This is a genomic window from Streptomyces griseochromogenes, assembly GCF_001542625.1.
Taxonomy (GTDB): Bacteria; Actinomycetota; Actinomycetes; order Streptomycetales; family Streptomycetaceae; genus Streptomyces; species Streptomyces griseochromogenes.
The window spans coordinates 7281804-7302530 of record NZ_CP016279.1 but is presented as its reverse complement, the minus strand read 5'-3'; the positions used below and the strand labels follow the sequence as shown (position 1 = coordinate 7302530).

At 70.8% G+C, this 20727-nt stretch carries 13 protein-coding genes and 1 pseudogene; 7 read left to right on the top strand and 7 right to left on the bottom strand.

The window, feature by feature from the left end; all coding sequences use genetic code 11:
- Positions 1-19: 19 nt before the first annotated feature.
- Positions 20-583, bottom strand: coding sequence for a DUF4442 domain-containing protein (locus tag AVL59_RS31335; protein ID WP_159400146.1), 564 nt, complete (start codon positions 581-583; stop codon positions 20-22).
- 241 nt (positions 584-824) lie between these two features.
- Here AVL59_RS31335 and AVL59_RS31330 point away from each other — a divergent pair, with 241 nt between their 5' ends.
- Positions 825-2441 (top strand): MFS transporter, encoded by a 1617-nt coding sequence (locus tag AVL59_RS31330; RefSeq protein ID WP_237281744.1) that lies wholly within the window; start codon positions 825-827, stop codon positions 2439-2441.
- 663 nt (positions 2442-3104) lie between these two features.
- Here AVL59_RS31330 and AVL59_RS31325 read toward each other — a convergent pair.
- Positions 3105-5948, bottom strand: coding sequence for a LuxR family transcriptional regulator (locus AVL59_RS31325; RefSeq protein WP_159400145.1), 2844 nt, complete (start codon positions 5946-5948; stop codon positions 3105-3107).
- A 252-nt stretch (positions 5949-6200) separates the two neighbouring features.
- Between AVL59_RS31325 and AVL59_RS50945 the strand changes: the two genes are divergently transcribed.
- Entirely contained in the window at positions 6201-6686 is a 486-nt protein-coding gene (locus AVL59_RS50945) for an ATP-binding protein (protein ID WP_067311209.1), read from the top strand.
- Positions 6687-7903: 1217 nt separating this feature from the next.
- Here AVL59_RS50945 and AVL59_RS31315 read toward each other — a convergent pair.
- A complete protein-coding gene (locus AVL59_RS31315; protein WP_067317990.1) occupies positions 7904-8455 on the bottom strand; it encodes a YceI family protein in 552 nt (183 codons plus the stop codon).
- A gap of 911 nt (positions 8456-9366) precedes the next feature.
- On the opposite strand from AVL59_RS31315, the gene AVL59_RS31310 reads away from it, so the two are divergent.
- Positions 9367-10416: a S1 family peptidase gene (locus AVL59_RS31310; RefSeq protein ID WP_237281743.1), complete on the top strand. Its 1050-nt coding sequence runs from the start codon at positions 9367-9369 to the stop codon at positions 10414-10416.
- An 84-nt stretch (positions 10417-10500) separates the two neighbouring features.
- Positions 10501-10854, top strand: a complete 354-nt coding sequence (locus AVL59_RS31305; protein ID WP_067311204.1) for a VOC family protein — start codon at positions 10501-10503, stop codon at positions 10852-10854.
- A 113-nt stretch (positions 10855-10967) separates the two neighbouring features.
- Here the strand turns inward: AVL59_RS31305 and AVL59_RS52730 are convergent, their stop codons facing one another.
- Together AVL59_RS52730 and AVL59_RS31295 are read right to left on the bottom strand one after the other, a co-directional pair.
- Complete coding sequence (locus AVL59_RS52730) at positions 10968-11717, bottom strand: CPBP family intramembrane glutamic endopeptidase (RefSeq protein ID WP_159400144.1); 750 nt, start codon at positions 11715-11717, stop codon at positions 10968-10970.
- Positions 11718-12228: 511 nt separating this feature from the next.
- Entirely contained in the window at positions 12229-13578 is a 1350-nt protein-coding gene (locus AVL59_RS31295) for a hypothetical protein (protein WP_067311198.1), read from the bottom strand.
- A gap of 1030 nt (positions 13579-14608) precedes the next feature.
- Between AVL59_RS31295 and AVL59_RS31290 the strand changes: the two genes are divergently transcribed.
- The 3 genes from AVL59_RS31290 to AVL59_RS31280 all read left to right on the top strand — a co-directional run bounded on the left by AVL59_RS31290 (position 14609) and on the right by AVL59_RS31280 (position 19142).
- On the top strand, positions 14609-15109 hold the full coding sequence (locus AVL59_RS31290; protein ID WP_067311195.1) for an ATP-binding protein: 501 nt from the start codon (positions 14609-14611) through the stop codon (positions 15107-15109).
- Positions 15110-15175: 66 nt separating this feature from the next.
- Positions 15176-16159, top strand: a complete 984-nt coding sequence (locus AVL59_RS31285; RefSeq protein ID WP_067317988.1) for a sugar-binding transcriptional regulator — start codon at positions 15176-15178, stop codon at positions 16157-16159.
- Positions 16160-16301: 142 nt separating this feature from the next.
- The gene (locus AVL59_RS31280; RefSeq protein ID WP_067311193.1) at positions 16302-19142 is read left to right on the top strand and encodes a helix-turn-helix transcriptional regulator; all 2841 of its coding nucleotides are present in this window, start codon (positions 16302-16304) and stop codon (positions 19140-19142) included.
- A 94-nt stretch (positions 19143-19236) separates the two neighbouring features.
- On the opposite strand, the gene AVL59_RS51785 is transcribed toward AVL59_RS31280, so the two are convergent.
- Together AVL59_RS51785 and AVL59_RS31270 are read right to left on the bottom strand one after the other, a co-directional pair.
- Positions 19237-20022: a phospholipase A2 gene (locus AVL59_RS51785; RefSeq protein WP_067311191.1), complete on the bottom strand. Its 786-nt coding sequence runs from the start codon at positions 20020-20022 to the stop codon at positions 19237-19239.
- A gap of 434 nt (positions 20023-20456) precedes the next feature.
- Positions 20457-20705, bottom strand: a pseudogene (locus tag AVL59_RS31270) (zinc-dependent alcohol dehydrogenase); the annotation flags it as partial.
- Positions 20706-20727: the final 22 nt, after the last annotated feature.

Here is a 20727-nt window from a genome sequence, read left to right as displayed (position 1 = left end):
TTCGCTTCGGGGCGCTTGCTCAGTGGGTGGCGCGGATACGGCAGTGGTAGCGGAACGCGGCCTCGGCCACGCGCTGCCCTTCGCCGTCGTACAGCTCGGATCTCACCAGCGCCTCGAATCGCTCGCCGTTCGGAAACTCGGCGAATCCGACGGGCACTTCGCCGTCCGGGATCACGGCCACTGCCTGGATCCGGCCGAGGGCTTTGCGATGGTATTCGATCCGGGAATCGCGGAGCACGAAGACCGTTTCGAGCACGCGTTCGCGCAGAGCGCCGGCGAGAGCGGCTCCGGCAGCGGACTCGGCGACCAGGAAAAGCGCGGCAGCGTGCTGAGTTCCGACATGGTTGAGGGTCTCGGGTGTTTCCGGCAGGCGGGCCACGGCGCGTTCGGCGGTGAGTTCCACGAGTTCGGTGCCGACGAGTCTCTGGAACGGCACCATGTCGTCGACGGCCCTGCGGATGTCCTCCAGTGACGGCCCTGCCTGCGAATTCTCTGCAATGGGCGGGTGATTCAGGGTCGGCCTCCGATCGGCGCGGGTGCCGGGCGCAACGGTGTGGTGGCGACGGCACGCGAATGCTTCCAACGTCGACAATGCAATGTCAAATGAACAAAATTAGCCATGCCATGATCGGCTAATACGACGAATGGATTGTCAGTATCGACCGACCGTATAGTGTGGCGCTTTCCCGATCACTCGATAGTGGAACTGGCGCTCTGCGGAACTCCTCGGTGAAAGTAGCCTGATCGCGGCGCACGTTCGGGCCATGCCCGGGGCGACGCGTCCGGCGAAAGCGAAAGTCCTTCAATCGAGATGCGGAGCCCCCGTGCCGGAAGACGAGCGAGAATCCCTGCCGCCGCAAGCGCGCGAGACCGGCTCCGATCCGCGCCGCTGGTGGATCCTCGCCTCGCTGGTCGTCAGCCTGGTCCTGGTCGTCCTCGACACCTCCATCATCAGCGTGGCGCTGCGGGTGCTCGCTCTGCCGGCGCCCGACGGACTCGGTGCCTCACCCAGCTCTCTCCAATGGGCGGTCGACTCCTACACGCTGGTCTTCGCCACCATGTTGATCACGGCCGGTCTCGTCGCGGACAGGTTCGGCCGGAAGCGGACGCTGCTGGCCGGTCTGTTCGTCTTCGGCCTCTTCTCCGCGGCCTCCGCCTACGCGCACAGCACCGCCGAACTGATCGCCGGGCGCGCCGGCATGGGCATCGGGGCGGCGCTGGTGGTCCCGGCCACCCTGGCGATCATCACCCAGGTGTTCCGGCCCGAAGAACGCCCGAAGGCGATCGGCCTGTGGGCCGCCTCGGCGGGACTCGCGGTGGCGATCGGTCCGGTCACCGGCGGACTGCTGCTGGAGCACTTCTGGTGGGGCTCGATCTTCCTGATCAACCTCCCCATCGTGCTGCTCGGCACGGTGGCCATCGCCGGAGTCGTACCGGAGTCCGCCGACCCGGCGCCCGGCCGTCTCGACCCGCTCGGCGTGCTCCTCTGCGTCGCTGGCCTCGGCCTGCTCGTGTTCGGCATCATCAAGGGCGGCGAACTCGCCCGTTGGAGTGCCGCGCCGGTCTGGGGGAACGTCCTGGCCGGCCTGGTCCTGATGGCGGGCTTCGTCCGGTGGGAACGGCGCACCCCGCACCCCGCCATGGACCTGGGCTGCTTCCGCGACGCCCGGTTCACCGGGGCGGTCGGCGCGATCGCCGTGATCTTCTTCGGTCTGCTCGGCTCATCCTTCTACCTCGTCTTCTATCTGCAGAGCGTTCGCGGGTACTCGCCTCTCCAGGCCGGTTGCTGCCTGCTCCCGCTCGCCGTCGCCCAACTCGCCTGCTCACCGCACAGCACCGTGCTGGCCCGCCGCTTCGGTGCGCGGGCGGTGTGCACCGCCGGCCTTGGGCTCACCGCCGTCACCTTCCTCGGCGTCAGCGTGCTGGACCAGCGATCGCCGCTGTGGCAGATCGAACTCCTCTTCTTCCTCATGGGCAGCGCCATGGGCTATGTGATGCCCGCCGGGACCGCCGTCGCGATGTCCGCCATGCCCGAGCGGACCGCGGGCACCGGAGCAGCCTTGATCAACGCGTTGCGCCAGGTGGGAGGCGCCCTGGGCGTCGCGGTCCTCGGCTCGGTGCTGTCCGCCCGCTACCGCGACGGCGTCCACCCTCACCTGGCCGCGTTGCCCCCTGCCCTCCGCCCGGCCGCCGAGCAGTCCATCACCGGCGCCCTCACCGTCGCCGCGGGCCTCGGCCCCCGTGGTCTGCCCCTGGCCTCCCACGCGATCGACGCCTTCGTCTCCGCGGTACGCGTCACCTCGTTGGTGGCGGCCGGTGTGACGCTGCTGGGCGCCGCCGCGGTCGGCGCGTTCCTGCCCGGCGGCGGCACCACGAAGGCTCCGGCCACAGCCGAGGAGACGGCTCCCGCCCGCCCCTCCCTCGTCGAACCCGACAACTGATCAGTGGTGCGCTCCGGGTCCGTCGACCGCACCTGAGTACCTGAGCACCTGAGCGCCGAGGCAGCCGCGTTGTCGGAGCCTCCGTCGATCTCCGTGGCGGGCTGTACTCCGCCCAGGCTCACCAGAGCCGCGCCATTGCTCAGACGGCGTTCGTACGACAGTTTCTCGCCGGACTTCGCGGCCGCGCCGCTGATGCTCTGGTGTGCCGCTTTCGCCGAACGTGCCTCCTGCGCCCTCGACTTGTATCCGACGATCACGCCGGAGGCCTGCCCGCGTCGGGTTTTGCGGTGTGTGTTCACCGTCTGCCTTTCGAGCGGACCGGAATCGGGCATGCCGAAGCCGGGGCGGGTGACGGTGAGGTCCGGCCTGGGACGACTCCTGGCCGCCCGGAGCGGTCGGGCCCGCGCCGTTGCCGGCGGACATGGGGGATGGCCGTGACCGCACCGGGTGGGTGTGTTCCCGCCCTGCGCCGCGAGAGGGTGAGCACACGAGCCGCGCCCGCGTGCCGCGGCCGTACGGCGCCTGTTTCCCCTTCTGGCGCCGCACGGCCCCGGGACAACAGCACGCTCGGCCGTGCTTCGAACTTAGGCCTGGCGCACGGGGGTTACCTATCCGTGACGTCGGATCACGGGTACGTACTCAACTGCGGGGACCACCGTGTTTTCATCGCCCGGATGTGTCGCGGTCCTTCAGCGTCAGGTCATTGCGCGAGGGCACGCCCAACTTCCGCAGAGCGCGGGCGACATGCTGTTCCACCGTCCGCGGGGACAGGTGCAGTGTGGCCGCGATCTCGCGGTTGCTCAGGCCGGCACCTGCGAGCTCCGCGACCTCCTGCTCGCGCGGTGACAGCCGCTCGTCGTATCGGGGACGGCCCCTGGCAGGTCGTTCGGCGCCGGGGTGAGCCCGCAGTTGCGCACGTACCCTGGCCAGGTCCCAGGTGGCGGCGAGCGCTTCCAACTCCTGGGCCGCATCGGCCAGTTCCGACACGCCCGCAGCGGTCTCGGGGCTGCCTGCGAGAGCGCATCGTCCGGCGGCCTCGGCCATGAGAGCCGCGTCGTAGGGCCGGGGAAGCGACTGGTAGCGGGTACGGGCATGCCGGAAGTGCTCAGCTGCTTCCGGGAATGCACCATCCGCCTCGGCCAGCAGTGCGTGGCACCGCACGAGTGCCGCGGTGGCCGTGGGCGCCTGTCGCTCCTCGATACCGGCCGCGAACTCGACCACCAGCTCTCGCGCGGTGGCAGGCTCTCCGGCCCGGATCGTCGCTTCGACAGCCCATGGCGCCAGTTCGGCCGCCCATACCCAGACGCCTTTGGCGCGCAGCGCGGCCCATCCGTCGGACGCCTCCCGGGCCGCGGCCCCCAGGTCCTCGCGGGCGAGGGCGAGCCTGATCCGGCCGCCCGCGGCCGCCGCCGTCAACGGTACGGGGCCGCTCGCCTCGGACGAGCCGACGGCGGCCGAGAGCCAGGTGCCGGCCTGGGCCCAGTCCCCCTTCGCCATGGCGAGGACGCCCAGTACCAGCATGGCGTCGCCCGCGGCGAAGGGCGTGTCGCCGACCTCTGCCACATAGGCGCGGGCCCGGGAGGCGAGGCCCGCCCAGCGGCCGGTCACCATGTCCAGGTGCAGTTCGGTACCCCGCACCATCTGCTCCTGGTACACGGAGCCACTGCGCAGAGCCAGCCTCGGGCCCTCGACGAGCAACGCGCGCGCTCGTGTGTACTCGCCCAGCCAGGTGGCCGCGTCGACGGCGTTGCACACACCGCGCGCCACATGCTGGAGAACCTCCGGGTCGACGTGTTCCCGGGGGAGCCGCTCCAACTGCCGCCACCCCTCCGCGTCGCCCACGCTGAGCAGTACGGTCACCTGGTTCGCCGCGACGGCGGCCCGGACCACCGCGTCCCCGCTCTCCACCGCGGTCGTCTCGGCCCGCGTCAGCCAGGAGAGATTGTCGGCGAGGGGACCATCGGGCCAATAGGGCAGCGCCAAGGCCGCCATGGCCCGGGCCGCCAGCCTCGCGTGGCCGCGTAACTCCTCGACGGATTTCATGAGGTCGGCGCGTCCTTCGGCCGCCTGCCCCAGGTGGTTGCCGAGGAGCAGCCCGAGGTCGAGGCGGATCTCGCCGCGCACGGCAGCGGGCAGCTCGGGGTCCTCGACGAGTCTGCGCAGCACCTGAACCGTCTGGTCGGAGCGCAGTGCGCTGTACGCGCTGCGGGCGAGCATCAGAGCAAGCCGAGCCCGGTTCGGATGAGCGACCAACGGGTTGGCGAGCGTGTCCTCCAGCAACGCGATCGCCGACTCGTGATCCCCGGCCTCCACAGCCTCACACGCGGCTTTCTCCACGCTCCCCAGCCAGTCGTTCGTCCGGCCGGAGGCGAGCTGGTGGCGGGCCAGCCGCGCCCACGGCGTGGGGCGCCGGGCCTCCAGGACCGCGGCCGCGCGACCGTGCAGCTCCCGTCGTACCGGGCCGGCCAGCAGCTGGTACACGGCCGCGGCCTCCATCGGCATCCGGAACCCGTACTGACCGAGACCCAGTTCGTGCAGCACCGCCTCGCACAGCGCGGCCGTCAGCGCGGAGCGGCCGCTGTCCACCGACAGGTCCGCCACCGATGACAACTCGTCCTCCGTGGCGGCCTCGTCCAGTACGGCCGCCGCCCACGCCAGGCGTCGTGTCTCCTCGTCCAGCGCCGCCATCCGGCCGACGACCAGCTCGGTGAGCCGGACCGGTACCGCGGCCTCGTCCACATGCCGGGCGGTGAGCCGGTCCCGGCCGACCATCGTGGGTCTGGCGCCTGGAAGGGGTCCGGCGGTCTTCAATTCGGTCAGGAGGTCGGCCACCGCCTGGGCGATGCCGCCCGAACGCTCGTAGAGCCGGGTGAGGAACCGGGCCGAACAGCGGTCCTCGCCCAGTGCCTTCACCGCCATCTCGTGGACCGTGGCCTCGTCGAGCGGCCCGAGCCGCAGTCGCAGGAGGTTCATCTCGGCGGGGTAAGCCACGGGGGCACCCAGCACCAGCCCGGGGCTCGCCAACTCCTCGGGACGGTAGGTCAGCACGGCACGCAATCCCGCCGGAGGGCGCTCCAGGAAGGTCCGCAGAGCGCGCGCGTCCTGCTCGCCCGCACGCTGCACGTCCTCGGCCACCAGCAGCATCGGAACGTCCCTGCCGAACGAGGCGGTCAGCTCGCTCAGCGAGGAGACGGGGGACTGAGCCGTCCCCGACTCCGCGAGGACGGTGGTCCGGATGCCCGAGGGGCGACGCGGAGCCCCGCTCCTCTCTGCCGCCGACGAAGTTCCTCGCGGGCGCGTGAACTCCTTACGGACAACGGCACCCGAAGGCCTGAACGTCACTTTCAGGCGAGGCGGCCCGGCGAGTTCCGGGAGTGCGAGAAGCCACCTCACAAAGCGGGTCTTACCCGTCCCCGCCGCTCCGTCGACGAGCACCAGCACCGTCGTGTCCGTCGCGGCCGACGCCAGTGGCTCGCGTATCGCCGTTTCCCACTCGCGTTCACGCATCACGGTCCCGTCCCGTCCCCCGCGTTCGTGCACACCTTCCAGAACAGTGCCCCGACTGCGTCCGGTTCATATCGCCGACGCAATCGCGCACCGTCCGCGTCTCATCGAACCAGAGGACGGGGTGACATTGTGCGTACTCAGCGTTATTGCGTATCCGTAAGTCGGTTGCCCTGCTTGTCGCGGCACTACGACGGCGGCACGGTCGAAAGCGATGCCTCGCACAGCCCGTCAGCGACCCCAGGAGAAATCGGCATGGCCATCACGGACGGCTTTCCCGCCCTCACAGCCGACCGCCGGCGGCCACACCCGGCAGCGCCGCCGGGACCGCCGCGGTTCCGGGCGATGTGCGTCACCGGCGCGGTGGCCGCGGCCGTACCGGAACAGCGTCGCTTCGCGGGCCGTACGGCACAGCACTGGGCCGTTCCGGAGGACGCGAGTGCCACTGTGGCTCTCGTCGTCAGCGAACTGGTGACCAACGCCGTGCTGCACAGCGGAGGTTCGGACGTCACAGGACTGATCCTGTTCGACGGCGTCGCCGTGACCGTCGAGATCGCCGACTCCGGCCGATGGCTGGTACGTGACGCCGACCGCAGCGTGACGGAGGACGCGGGCGCCGAGTCCGGACGCGGACTGGACCTGGTCAGAGCCTGCACCAGCAGGTTCACACTCCACGCGTCCGCCGCGGGTACCAAGGCCGTGGCCCGTATCTCCGTCCGGGAGCACGGAGCCCACCAGTGACCCGTGCCCGGACACATCGGCCACCGACGCCGACCTCACCGAGTCTCCTCGGCCTGCCGGTGCGGTCGAACGGGCAGGGCGGGGTTCCCTCGTCCGACGCAACGCCGGACTCCGAACACAGTGTCTCGAACGGGCAGGCGCGACCGTCGTCGACCAGACGTGCGCCGGGGGCGAGACCCAGTTGTCGGAAACCCTGTCGTTCGAGCCGAAGCCGGGCCACAGCCTGCTGCGCAACGCCGCCACCGGCGCGAGTGCGTCGACTGTCGTGCGGCATTCCGCGGCACGGAATATCACGACGTACTCGCCATCGGAATGAAGGCGTGGCGGGCAGCTCTCGAAGGCTCCGTGATGCGACTGCTCTCAGGCTTTCGGCAGCTCTATCGTCCGACCGACCGCCGTCGCGAGCCGGCAGCGGGAACCCGAGACCCCGACGCCGGACTTCCGGGACCGGGTCGCGGCGGGATCGCGGTGGCCCTGGGGCGATGACGGGCAGCTGACCATGGCCTTCGAGCGTTTCCCGCCGCCCGAGGCAGCGTCGGACGCACACATCGCCGACCGCGTCCGCGTCTACGGCTGTTGGGATGGTGGACCGGCGAGCAGTACCTGCGGGCGAAGGCCGCGATCCCCGTGCCGCTGGGCGAACCGCCTTTCATGGCAAGGCTGCTGGAACTCGTTCAGGCCCATGTTCCAGCCGCGCCTTCGGATGCACCCCCGGCAGCGGCGGCCGAAGTCCCACGGCATCACCGAGGAACAAGGTGGACCAGGAACCCGGGGCGGCACGGCAGGAAGAAGCCCGCGCTCGTGCCGCGCCGCTCCGGAGCCGCCGCCGCGCTCGGTGGCTTTCCGGCCGGTGTGGGCGTGGGCATGCTCCGGCTGACCGGATGCGAGGGACACGACGGGGCGCAACCGCCCACGGGACCCGCGTCCGCGCCGCCCAGGGACCAGGACGGCCCGCCGGCGCAGCACGTCCTGCCCCCACCGGAACTCCCGGGCCGGCGGACCACACATCCGGCAAACACCTGACGAGCGCAAAGCTCGGCGGGATCAACCGACTACGCCGCGAGGCCCACCGGCACTCCTCGATCCCGCGCGCCCCGCATCAACGGCCAGGAGCGCCGCGAGCCGACGGGCCCGCACGACGCACTCACCCGGCAGGACGAAGCGAGTCCGCCACTTGGCGGGCCGCCGCACTCCGAGCCGGCCTCATCGTCGCGGTGTCAGCGCTCCTTGAGCGCCTCGATCTCCACTTCCAGCGTGACGGTGTCGCCGATCAGCACACGTCCTCCTGGCAGAGGCACATTGCCCGTCACCCCGAACTGGGAGCGGCTGATCCGGGAGTAGGCCCTGAATCCCGCGCGCGTGCCACCCGACGCGTCCGTGTCCACGCCGAGCAGGAACAGGTCGAAGGCGACCGTACGCATCTCCCCCCGGATCGTCAGCTGCCCCTCGACGACGTACCGGCCGTCCTTCCTGCTGACCCGGGCGGACTCGAAGGACGCCGTCGGGTGGCTTTCGCTGTCGAGGAAGTCGGCTCCACGCACCTGTTCGTCCCGTCGGGCGTTGCGGGTGTCGACCGATGCGGTGTCGACCTGTGCCCGGACGCCCGAGCGGTCGGGTTCGTCCTCCACCGTGATGGTCCCGGAGAACCGTGTGAAGCCACCTCGCACCCGGACCATGAGGTGGCGCACGGTGAAGCTGACCTCGGAATGGGCGGGGTCGATCCGCCAGACGCCGGTGAGCCTGCCGATGTCGACGGGGGTGCCAATCATGGTGATCTCCATCGGTGCGAGGGGCGGGGTGCGGCAGAGCGCGTCGCTGAGAGGTACCGGCAGCGCCACACCGTGGGATGGGCACGGAACGATCCGGCCTGTCGGCAGCAAGCAGGCGGCGAGCCGCGGCTGTGAGCTCCCGACGCGGCCGGGTGGAGCGATGCCTCAGGGCGCGATCACTCTGGCCGACGGCGTGCCTGCGGGCAATATGCGGTCCCCGGATCACCTACACGTAAGAAACCGCCGGGGTACGGAAACATGTGGCGCGTTCCGCAGGGCCCGGCGCCACCAGCCCGTCCGATCACGAGCGAGGGCGACGGACCGCGCCCGTCCCGGGTGACACACCGATGCCCCGCGGACTGCTCCATCCGTAGTCTTCGCAGTTATCTACGTACCCGTGGTTGGCCGCCACGGATAGGTAACGCCGTGCGTCGAGCCTAAGTTCATGACAACGCCGGACGTGCTGTCGTATCCGGGACCGCGCGGCACCCCATGGAGCGCGGCCCTGACACCTGGGGCGCGGCGCGTGTGTGTTCCGTGGCCTGGGCGGGACACACCCACCCGGTGCGGTCACGGCCATCCCCCGTCCGTCGGAAACGGCGGAGACCGGACCGCACCGGGTGGCGGGCGATCGTCCCGGCAGGCGGCACCGGCCTCTCCACCAGCGTTCCCGAGAGGCCGTCGGCCTCCGGCCGAACGTCTCCGGTCCCCTTGGCGGCAGCACGTACCGAGCGAGACAGAGACAGCCGCCCGTTCACTCTCACCGGAAGGGTCGAGTCATGAAAACCAGCCTCTCGCACAGCGCGCGATATGCGGCGATGACGTCGCTGCTTGTGGCCGCATCATGCGTCCTGTCCGCACCCGCCCAGGCCGCACCGCCGCCGACGCCTCCGAATCCGATGCTCCGTGCCATGCAGCGGGACCTCGGCATCAGCGCCGAAGCCGCGCGCACCCGGTTCTCGGACGAGGCCACGGCCGTCCGGACCTCGAAAGCCGTGCGTGCCGAGCTCGGCGGCAGAATCGCCGGCTCCTGGATCGACACCGGCACCGGCCACCTGGTCGTGGCCGTCACCGACTCCGCGACCGAGAAGCGGGCGCGCCGGCTCGGTGCCCGGACCCGACGGGTGAAACACGGCGCCGCCGAACTGGCGGCCGCCTACCGGACCGTGAGCAGCCGTATCGGTACCGGCAGGTCCGGGGTGCACAGGTGGGGCGTGGACGCACAGCACAACAGGGTGGTCGTCGAGCTGGCCCGTACCGCGAGCGCACCCTCGCTGAAGGGCCTGCCCAAGGGCATCGTGCGGATCGAACGCACGGATGACGTCCCTCAGCAGCAAGGGGGTGCCATCAGAGGCGGCGAGACGTGGTCGCCGTACAACGAGAGCCCCTGCTCGATCGGGTTCGCGGTCACGGGCCCGTCGGGCGAGAAGGGCTTTCTCACGGCCGGACACTGCACCAACGACGTGGACCAGGGTGCGTACGGCTCGGACGGCAGCTGGGTCGGCACCTCCAACAAAGGCGGCAGCCGGAGCGTGGACTCCAGCGAAGGAGACTTCGGCCTCGTGACGGTGGAGTCGAGCGCCTGGTCTCTCACTTCACAGGTCTCCGCCTACCAGTACGGAGCGGCCACCGTCACCGGTTCCGCCGAGGGAATGGCCGGCCAGACCGTCTGCCGGTCCGGGCAGACCACCGGCTGGCGCTGCGGCACGATCACCAGCGTCGACCAGAGCGTCAACTACGGCAACGTCGTCGTCGACGGCCTGTCCTACACCAATGCCTGTTCCGACGGAGGCGACTCGGGCGGCGCCTACGTGACGTGGACGGGCTCGAAGTGGAAGGCCGTCGGTCTGCACTCGGGCGGCGGTGTGGTCCACTGCGGTCAGACAGGCTCCCCGTACACCATGTTCCAGCCGGTGAACGAGGCGCTGGGCAAGTGGGGCCTGACCCTCGTGACAGGCTGAGACCGGAATGGCGCTCGGGTTCAGCCCGATGAGGGAGGCCTGAGTGCCTGTTCTTCGCAGCCCTGGCCGGTCTAGGCTCGGCGGATGACCTTGGAATGGGAACAGGTAATCGTTCACTCGGCAGATCCGGTGGCCTTGGGGCAGTGGTGGGCCGAGGCTCTTGGCTGGGTTGTGGTCCACTCCTCCGACGAGGAGTTCGAGATCCGCCCGGAGCCGGATCGCCTGCCGGGGTTGGACTTCATCCGGCTTGATGAGAGCAAGAAGGCCAAGAGCCGACTGCATCTCGACTTCAGGCCTGATGACCAGGACGCCGAGGTGGCTCGTCTGGTGGCTCACGGCGCACAGCGTGTCGACATCGGCCAGGGTGATCAATCGTGGGTCGTATTGGCGGACCCCGAAGGTAACGAGTTCTGTGTCCTTGGCCCGCGGCGTCAGTAGGGCTCACGCCTGGGTGGGGCAGATGGTGAAGCATTCGGGGCGGGCGGTGCGGACGCGGCGGAGCCGAGCCGGTTGCCAGGGCGGGTGAGTCTCCGTGCACGGGGCCGTGGCCGTCAACGGGGAAACCGCACATGGCCGGCGGACCTTTTGAACAGGATGTACGCCACCGACGCACCGACTCCGGTCAGTGCGACGGCGGCGTAATGCCAGCCTGCCGGGCCGTACCGGCCGCCGCCGCTCACCGCGATGATGGGAATGGCCGCGAAGTTATAGGCACCATGGATGCCGATGACCCCCCAGATTCCACGGCGGTACTGCGCATGGAGTCCGGCAAAGACTCCGAAGACCAGGCCGTGCAGTACCGCCAGAGCGGTATTCGCGTCCACCAGCAGATGCAGACAGCCGAACAGCAGAGCCTGGATCAACACCGCTTTGCACGGTCCCCGGCGTCGGACCAGCAGCGAGAGCATCCAGCCCCGGAAAATCACTTCCTCCACACCCGCCTGGAACACGCTCACGACCATCCACAAGGGGGTGAAGGCGACGAGCGCGGACTGCCGGACGCCCCCGCTGACGGCGGCCCATCCCGCGGCGACCGCGATGAACAGCGCTGCGACGGCCCAGGCCAGCCCCAGTGCGTAGCCCCGGGCGAGCTCACGCCCCCATCCCGGCGAAGCCAGGCCGAGATCGGCGAATCGCCGGTGCTCGACATGGACCACCCGCCATGTCACCAGCGCCAGCAGCCCGCCGAACAGGAACGCGTCGCCCAGTGCCGACGCCACCGCACCGCGCAGGCTCCACAACGGATACTCGGACCCCTGCGTGATCGGCCGGGTGACGATCCACGCCAGCCGGCCGAGCAACGCGTCGGCGGTGAACAGGACGAGGTAGAAGGGGAGGACCCGCCCGCGTCCGGGCCGTACGGAACCGCCGCCGTCGCGTGGCGCCCGGTGGTGCCGCGAGTGACCGGCGTGAGGAGCGGAGGCGGCGGATCCGTTCCCCGCATGTTCTCGACGTCGCACGTCAGGTGCTCCGATCCATCGGGTCGGCGCCCGCCCCGCCGCAGTCGCCGGGCCCTTCGAGGTCCGGACCGGGCTGGGCGCAAGGCCGACCCGCCGCGCGAACTCGACTGCCCCCTGCGCGAGGAGCTTCCCAGTCCCGCTGATGAGCTCCCCGAGTGCCCGGCTGCCGCCACCGCCCGTGAGCCGGCGGCCGTGTACGGAGTTCCCGGACACCGAGTTGCCGGCCGGCATGGCGCTCAGCCACCGGCTTGCGGTGCTTCGACATGGTGTTGCGGTTCCTCCATGAGTGACAGCAGACGTGGCCCTGAATGACGACTGGGCGGCGCGATGACGTGGTCCCGGCCGAATGGAGCTATTTCTGCTCGCTGTTGCAGGAGGGCGGGACGCCGAAGGTTTCCACCACAGGGGCGTGACTACGGACCGGGGTATGACCGCGTACTCGGCGCTTTGCCGCGGCATGCTCTTCGCCGGCCGAAGACCGAGAGCCGGGCTTGGTCCCCTCCGCCGTGCCGGGTGCCGCGCCGGGGGAGGGAGGCGGGGTGGCGGTCGGGTGGGGAGCGGTGCGGGCGGGGCTGCCGGGCACAGGACCGGCAGCACCCGTGTTGTGGCCGCTGACGTGCAGTTGGAGGGCGGCGGCGGCCGCCACGAGGATGCCCGCGGCCGCTGTGACACTCACCGCGGGGCTCTTACGGGCGGCGTGCCGCAGCCATGACAGGTCCGGCGCCTTTTCCGCACGCGGCAGGGCGTGGCCGGCGGTGCCCCGCATCCGTTCGGAATCGGCGACCGATCGAGCCTTGCCGGCGCGTCGCCGTCTGGCGGCCGCGAAGGCGGCACCACCCCAGGGCAGGAGAGCCGCCGCCAGTACCGCGCCCGGCCGCGCGTTCACGCCGGTCAGGTCGGAATGCGCGCGGGAACAGCCGTGGCAGACGGCCATGTGCCGGTCGAGGTCATCATTCGGGTATGCGCCGATGCGGCGGGTCGCGGCTTCCAGGAGGGAGCTGAAGTAGTGGCAGTGCCCGTTGTCGGACCGTTCGGCGTGAAGGCGCACATAGGCCTGGCGGAGATCTTCGAGGGCGCTGCGTCGGAGGTGGGGCACCCTGTCGGGGTGCACGCCGAGGGACAGGCCGGCCGTGAGGGCGTCGTCCCGCTGCACGACGGTGTGCCACACGGTGGCCTGGGTCTGGTGGGGCAGTTGCTGGTAGGCCCAGGAGACGAGACCGGCGTCCACGGAGGACGGCTGGTCGGACGGCAGGCCGGGGAAGGCGTGCGTCGTGCGGTCCACCCACGCGAGGAATTCGGCGGAGAGTTCCCCTCGGCGTGTGCTGTCGGCCCACAGCCTGGCGGTGTCCTCGACGAGGAGGAGCGGGTGGTGGGGCGGCGGCGGCTCGGTGTCCGGCGCGGTGCGTATGTCGAGCACCGCGCGCTGGAGCGCCTCCAGCGCCAGAGCCCGTACGGATGCTTCGACCGCGAAGAGGGCGGCGTAGTCGAGCAGGGCGGGAAGGCGGCGTCTGCGCAGTTCGGCCGCGGCTGCCGCGATCCGCTTCCTACGGGCCCCGGGGTTGCCTGGCCCCTGGTCATCCGGTGGTGACGTGGCGGGGGTGCGCAGTCTCGCGATGAGTGCCGCATCGGGCAGATCGGCCCAAGAATGGGCTGACTCGGTGCCCTTCGGCTCGGGCACGTCGGCCTGGTGACGCCGGGGCATCTCTCGTCACCTGCCCGTCCGCTGTCCCTGGCATGCGCGACGCCGGGAGTGGTGGACGTGTGCCGAGGGGCGCGGGCCGTGCATGGGGAGGTCTGTGCGGGCGTGTGGGCTCGGCAGACACGGCAGGCCGGGTTCCGCCATGGACGCGTTCGGGCTCTCAACTGGTCGTGGTGTGCACGTGCGTGAATCACGGAATCGGGCAACAGGGGGCCGCATGGGGGATATCCGTTCTGTCGGTCGGGCGGTCCGGAAACGCCGCCCGATGGATCACCGGTGGTTGATCGCCGGGTTCAGGGCCTCCGCGTGGGGAAACCCGCCGGATCGGCGCCGATCGAAGTCAATGACGTTCTCCGCCGGGCCCGCAATGTCTTGCCGTTACTGCTGCGGCCGTCTCTGGAACCCCTCGTGGAAACAGGTACGGAGGGCGGCGCCAATGCCTACGGACCACGCGTCGGTCACCGCCGGTGCCGACAACCCTTCGCAGGCGGTCGGCGGCTTCGGGCTGCAGCCCTCGAGAACGCCGCAGTCCCCATCGTCGGCGGGAGCAGCGGTGAGGGCGAACCGGCCAGGAGAGAAGTGAAGGAACAAGCCTGCACCGCCGGAAACGGGTTCACCATTTCCCTGCGGTGACGTCACGCCGCGCCTTGGAAAGTCCTGCGGAGCCGGTCGAGAAAACCTGCGGAACAGGCGCTCCGGCGCGCTCGCGCCTCAGTCCGCAGCGCCGCTTCTGGGGAGGGGATCGCCGCCCGGACCCAGGGATTGTGCTCGTATGAGCACTATTCGCTCCTCTTTGAAGAATATCCCGGCCGTCCCATTGACTTCGGCCTGTAGCGGCCTTTAATGGAGATACCTGAAACGTATGAGGTCTATTAGCTCAATCGAGCAGAAACCTGCAGAGCCGACCTATCCAGGTCCACGGCCGGCGTCTATGGCTCTCGGCCTTCGCGCTGCAGCACCAGCCAGACCCCGCGGTGAGGTCACGGCAGCCCACAGGGGCCATCCAGAATCTTCTGAAGGATCGGAAGACGCCATGAACGCTGTAGCCGAACGCGACGTTCCGAGCGCCGACGCCGAAGTCGCCTCCGCCTCCATCGAATTGCAGGCTGTTCTGACCGCTCCCGGGCAGGCGCGAGCCTTCACCAGGAAGTCTCTGCACCGCTGGGGTGCGGCAGAGGAACTCATCGAAGCGGCCGTCCTGGTCGTCTGCGAACTGGTCACGAACGCCGTCTGCCACGGTGCCGCCCAGTCGCCACGCGCCCCGCGCCGACACGCCACGCATCCGGACGAGTGCGGAGCGGAGTCGCCGATCACCCTCAAGCTGGGACTCCGGCCCGGCGTACTCCACGCCGAAGTGCATGACCAGTCGCCGGATCTGCCCGTCCGGCGCTCGGCAGGGCATGACGACGACTGCGGGCGCGGGCTTGCGATCGTCGCCGCGCTCGCCGGGTCCTGGACAGCAGGGTGGGCACCCGGAGGCGGCAAGTGGGTCCGGGCATGTCTGCCGCGGTCAGCCGTCCCGGTCCCCGGCTGATCTGTCGATGAACGGTGGCGAATGACGGGTTCGGTGAACGGTTTCGGACAGCAGGTGGTGGAGGGTATGAGCGCGCAGAACAGGTCGCGGGTCGGCAGGCCGCCGCACCACACGGGCCCGGAGGAGTTGGTCCAAACCGCCGCCATGGCCCGGCAGTTCTACCTCGAGGGCAGGTCGAAGGTCGAGATCGCGGAGGAGTTCGGCGTCAGCCGCTTCAAAGTGGCCCGAATGCTGGAGGCCGCCCTGCACAACGGCCTGATCCGACTCGAGGTCAGGCTGCCCGCCGACCTGGACGCCGAACGTTCCGACGCCCTGCGCACCCGGTACAACCTCCGCCACAGCGTCGTCTTCACCTCGGCGGAGCAGGACACGAGCAGCGCGGCGCTGGTCACCCGCCGTCTCGGCGCGGTCGCCGCGGGACTGCTCACCGAGATCGTCACGGACAACGACGTCCTCGGACTCGTCTGGGGCCCCGAGATCGAGGCGCTCGGTCCCGAACTGACCGCACTGGCCCGGTGCACGGTGGTGCAACTGTGCGGGGTGACCCCCCTGCGGCCCGCGGACGCCAACGTCGTGGAAGCCGTACGCCGAGCCGCCTCCATCGCGCGAGGACCCGCATATCCGGTCTACGCGCCGCTGCTGCTTCCCGACGGCGCGACGGCCCAGATGCTGCGCCGGCAGCCGGGCATCGCCGAAGCGGTCAGCCAGTTCCAGCACGTCACCAAAGCCATCGTCACCGTCGGCGCCTGGGGGCCGGGACTGTCCACGGTCTACGACGCACTCAGCCGGACCGAGCGCGAGAGGTACCGGCGCAAAGGAGCATGCGCCGAAGTCGTGGGCCAGCTGTTGGACGCCGACGGGAATACGGTCGCCCCGGAACTCACCGAGCGGATCATCGCCATCGACTTCGAGGAACTGCGTCGCGTGCCCGACGTGATCCTGCTCGCCGACGGCGCCGAGCGGGCCGCCGCCACCTCGGCGGCGCTGAAGACCGGCCTGTTCAACGGCATCGTCACCAACACGGCCGTGGCCGATCACCTGCTGCGATGACGCGCGAGCCGGCCCAGATGATCACCACCGCGGCGCCACCGTCGTATGACTTCGGGGCGGCCGAAGCCAGGACGCACCGCGAGCGGTCGAGAACGCCGGCTCCTGGTGGACAAGTTCCGCCCCGACGACGTACGGAGGGCCCATGACGCCTCTCGTGGAGCGCGCCACCGAGCTGCAGTCGCTGGATGTCCTCCTCGGCCAGGTCCTTGCGGGAAACGGTACGGCTGCGCTGATCGACGCACCGGCGGGCGCCGGAAAGAGTGCCCTGCTGGCCGAAGCCGCCACGCGTGCCCGACCGGGGAAGGCCCAGGTGCTGAGGGCGCGGTGCTGTCCGCAAGAGGCGTGCGCGCCGTGGGGAACCGTCCGGCAGCTGCTCGATGCCCGGCTGAGCGACAAGGACCTCGGTCTGCCGGTCCCCGGCCAGGCCCCGCTCCCCGAGGGACACGATGACCAGGTCCTGCCCGTCGAGCGGTTCCACGATCTGTATCTGCTGCTCCTGCGATTGTCCCGGCAAGCACCCGTCGTCCTGCTGGTCGACGACGCCCACCACGCCGACGACCTCTCCCAGCAGTGGCTGGCCTACCTGGCTCGTCGTCTGGACGGTGTCCCGATCGGACTGGCCGTGGCCACCCGTACCGCCTCCGGAGCCGCGTGCGCGGCACTCGAAACCGCGCTGGCGGCCTGCCCGGAATTCCCCCGCCTGCGCCCCCGGCCCCTCTCCGAGCAGGGCACCGCCCACCACCTGGCCGGCAGGCTGGGCGAGGCCCTGGAGGCGGACAGCGCGGCGGTGTGCCATGCCGCCACCGGTGGCAACCCGGGGCTGCTCGACGCCGTGGTCGATGCCGTCGCCCGCACCGGCACCCCGCCGCCACAGATCACGCGGGAACAAGCGGCCGACATCTGCTCCCGCGCCCTGCTGCGCGCCCTGCCCCTGCTGCTGAACCGCCACGGACCCGCGGTGACCGCCACGGCCACGGCCGTCACCGCCCTCGGCCGGGTGACCGGCCTGCCGCTGCTGGCACGGACGGCCGGGATCGCCATGCCGGCCGCGGAACAGGCCGTCACCGCCCTGGAGGATGCCGGACTCGTCTGCGCGGGCCCGCCCTGGCGACCGCGCTCGGCCGCCCTCGCGCAGGTTCTCACCGCGCTGGCCGGTGAGCACACGCTCGACGCGGTGCGTTCCCGGGCGGCCGAGACGCTGCGGGACCTCGGTGCCGCCACCCCCGAGATCGCGGACATGCTGCTGCTCACCGCGCCCGAGGGGCAGGCGTGGCGGGTGACGGTACTGTGCGAGGCGGCCCGCGTCGCCGACGAGCGCTCCGATCTGCCCGCCGTCGGCGCGTATCTGCGCCGGGCCCTGGCGGAGCCGCCCGAGGACACCGACCGTCCCGCGCTGCTGGCCCGGCTCGGCATCGCCGAGGTGCACCTCGACCCACACTCGGCCGCGTCCCATCTGCGTACCGTCCTGGAAGGTGAGGAGGACGTCCGCATCCGGGCGACCCTTGTGCCGCACCTGGCCGGGGCGCTGGTCCGCACCGGCCGTGCCGAAGCGGCCGTGGCCCTGCTGGACGAGCTCGCCGGCCAGATCGGCGAGGACGACCGCGAGACGCTGTACCGGCTGTGGGCCCAGGGCATCCTGGTCCTCATGGAGGAGACTCCGCACGTGGCCGACGCCTGGATCGCCCGCGGCAACATCGCAGGCGATCCGGCCGGAGCGAGCCCCGGGCAGCGTCTGCTGCTGGCCGCACTCGCCCTGAAGGCCACGCTGACCGGACAGTGCGCCCACACCGCCGCCGATCTCGCGTACCGGGCTCTCGCCCGCTCCGGGCCGACCGAGGAACCCGCTCTCACGACCGCGTTCGCAACGGCCACGCTGCTGCACGCGGGCCGCCTCACCGACGCCGCCCGCTGCTGCGACCAACTGGTCGGCGACGGCCTGCACCGCCAGCCCGTCCCGCTGCGGTCGCTCTTCATGGCCATGCGGGCCAAGATCTCCCACCGTATGGGAGACATAGCGTCCGCCCTGTCACTCGGCCGCCAGGCCCTCGCCCTGGCGCCCCCGGGGCAGCGCTACCAGCCCTACGCCACCGCCCAGGTCATCCATGCCCTGCTCGACCTCGGCGCCGGCGAGGAAGCGGAGCACGCCTGTCGCATCTCCTACCAGAGCCCTGCCGGCTGCCACTGGAGCTGGGCGACCCTGCACGCCGCACGCGCCCGCAACCACCACGCCCAGGGCAACCATCACGCCGCCCTGGACGAACTCGAAGCCTGTGCACGGCTGATGCAGGACCGCGGATACGACAACCCCGCCATCGTCCCCTGGCGCTCCCACGCCGCCCTCGTCCACCAGGACCTCGGCAACCACGGCACCGCCATGGACCTGGCCGACGAGGAACTCGTACGGGCACGTCGCTGGGGCGCCCCCCACACGATCGCCACCAGTCTGCGGATCCTCGGGCGTCTGCGGACCGGCGTCGACGCCGTCACCTCCCTGTCGGAGGCCGCCTCCCTCCTCCAGGGCACACCCGCCCGGCGGGCCCTCGCCCACACGCTCACCGACCTCGGCGAGGCACTCCACACGACCGGCCGGCCCGGGGAGGCACGGCAGGCCCTGCGCGAGGCACTCGACCTCGCCGACGCATCGGGCGCCACCCCCTTGTCCGAACGCGCCTACCGCGCCCTGCTGGTGACGGGTGCCCGCCCTCGCCGCAGACGTCAGTCCGGAGTGAGCGCGCTCACCGAACGCGAACACCGCATCGCCTCCCTCGCCGCCACCGGCATGGACAACCAGGCGATCGCCTCCGCCTTGTTCGTCAGCCGACGGACCGTCGAGTTCCACCTCACCCACGCCTACCGCAAGCTCGCCATCGAGGGCAGAGCCGAACTGAGTACGGCACTGACCACCAGCCACGTCACACAGCTCAGCCTCCCCGCCCCGCCCTCGCTGCGCAGCCGTCCGTCCTTGCCCGGCGCGGAGGCGTGACCACTGGGCGACCAGGCCGGGACTGAAACCGAGGAACGGCGGTCCGGAGGCCGTAGGGCCTCCGGACCGCCGTTCCCGTAGGGGTGGTGCAGAGTCAGCGCTCTTCGATTCCGCCCCAGAGCTGCGATGCCCCGTCGTCCCCCGCCGGGAAGGTCACGTCGTTCGATTGCGCGAAGGAGTCGTCACCCGACAGGTCCTGCTCCTGGCCGGTCGCGGAATCCTGGGCCTCCTGGGCCTCCTGGGCCTCTTGGGAGTCCGGGTCCGGTCCTCCCGCTCCCTGGAGAGAACCGTCGTCCGTCTCCTCGGGAGAGGTGACGTCGTCCAGGCTCCGCTTGGTGCGGCTGCTGCTCTGACCGGTCTGTGCGTAAGGGCTGTCCGTGCTCTCGTCGTATGCGGGGAGCCCGTTCGCCCCGCTCGGAAGCTTTGAGCCGAGACCGGCGCCGAGCGCCAGGGACGTCTCCTGCAATTCCGAGATCCTGCCGGCCTGCTGGAGGTCGTGGAGATCAGCGGCGAAACGCCTGTCGGCATCGGCATGGCTGTTCGGATTCCACTTGCCTGCGCTCTGAAGGGTGCGGTAGGCGGCATCGTGCCGGTTGCAGGCGGCGTCCGCGGCCGTGCCCTTCAGGGACTGGCCGGCAGCGGCGGCGGCCGAAGCGACCGAGTCAGGGACGGAGCAGCCGTCGCGGTCCCACCGCATGCCGTCCGCGTCCGGCGCGGAGTCGTTGGCGTCGTGCTGGTTCTGCTGCGCTGCGAATGTGTCCAGAGGCTCGTTCACCAGCTCCCTGAACTTGTCGGGGTTGAAGGGCTTGCTGTCCGCATACGCGGTGGTGCCGGCAAAGCCCAGGCCGGTGACTCCGAGGGCCGCCGTGACGACGCCCATGCCCACCCGTCGAGGTATCTGCGTGTTCGACGGCTTGCAGTGTTTTCCCACTGTGAACTTACCTTCCGGTCCTGTCGGTTGCAGGCGCAGAATGCGCGGGCGTGAATGTCCTCCCGCGATCGCCTGAGCGCAGTCAATGGCGCCCGCCGTTCCGGCGGCAACGGTCCACGGTCATTGCTGTGGCGAACACTGCGCACGGCACGGCCCATGCCTACGGAGAGCCGGACCCCCTTCTGCGGAGTGACCGACGGGATGCCCAGGGGGGCAGGCCGGCCGATGTCCGGCCTGTGCGCCGGGGAACAGGGCGCGGGCCCGGTCGGGTTCGGGTGCGACGAAGAACCCGTCCGCGGTGACCCGGGCCACCGAAGGGTGGTCCACGGCCGGGATCGCCGCGCGGGCACGTCGTCGTCGCCCGGTCAACTGCCCGGTGACGCACAGCCGTACAGGCCGATGCTGCCGCGGGCGACGACGAGGACGCGGGCCCCCGGCCTGGCCTTGAGATGCGGGGCCACCAGACGCCAGGACAGGGACCAGTTGTCGCCGGCCGAGGCCATCGCGACGGGGTCCAGACCGGCCGGCAGAGGCACGAGCATGGCGTCCGCGTACGGTACGCGGACCAGGTCCGAGAAGAGTCCGCCCCAACTGCCGCCGACGGGCGCGCCGTACATGGCCATGTGAGGGATCCGTCGAGGGAGGGCCCGCGCG

Bases quoted from the DNA above. Each gene is read 5' to 3' on its own strand.
- AVL59_RS31325 (WP_159400145.1), bottom strand. From the start codon at position 5,948: ATGCGTGAACGCGAGTGGGAAACGGCGATACGCGAGCCACTGGCGTCG.
- AVL59_RS50945 (WP_067311209.1), top strand. From the start codon at position 6,201: ATGGCCATCACGGACGGCTTTCCCGCCCTCACAGCCGACCGCCGGCGG.
- AVL59_RS31315 (WP_067317990.1), bottom strand. From the start codon at position 8,455: ATGATTGGCACCCCCGTCGACATCGGCAGGCTCACCGGCGTCTGGCGG.
- AVL59_RS31310 (WP_237281743.1), top strand. From the start codon at position 9,367: ATGCAGCGGGACCTCGGCATCAGCGCCGAAGCCGCGCGCACCCGGTTC.
- AVL59_RS31305 (WP_067311204.1), top strand. From the start codon at position 10,501: ATGACCTTGGAATGGGAACAGGTAATCGTTCACTCGGCAGATCCGGTG.
- AVL59_RS31295 (WP_067311198.1), bottom strand. From the start codon at position 13,578: ATGCCCCGGCGTCACCAGGCCGACGTGCCCGAGCCGAAGGGCACCGAG.
- AVL59_RS31290 (WP_067311195.1), top strand. From the start codon at position 14,609: ATGAACGCTGTAGCCGAACGCGACGTTCCGAGCGCCGACGCCGAAGTC.
- AVL59_RS31285 (WP_067317988.1), top strand. From the start codon at position 15,176: ATGAGCGCGCAGAACAGGTCGCGGGTCGGCAGGCCGCCGCACCACACG.
- AVL59_RS31280 (WP_067311193.1), top strand. From the start codon at position 16,302: ATGACGCCTCTCGTGGAGCGCGCCACCGAGCTGCAGTCGCTGGATGTC.
- AVL59_RS51785 (WP_067311191.1), bottom strand. From the start codon at position 20,022: ATGGGCGTCGTCACGGCGGCCCTCGGAGTCACCGGCCTGGGCTTTGCC.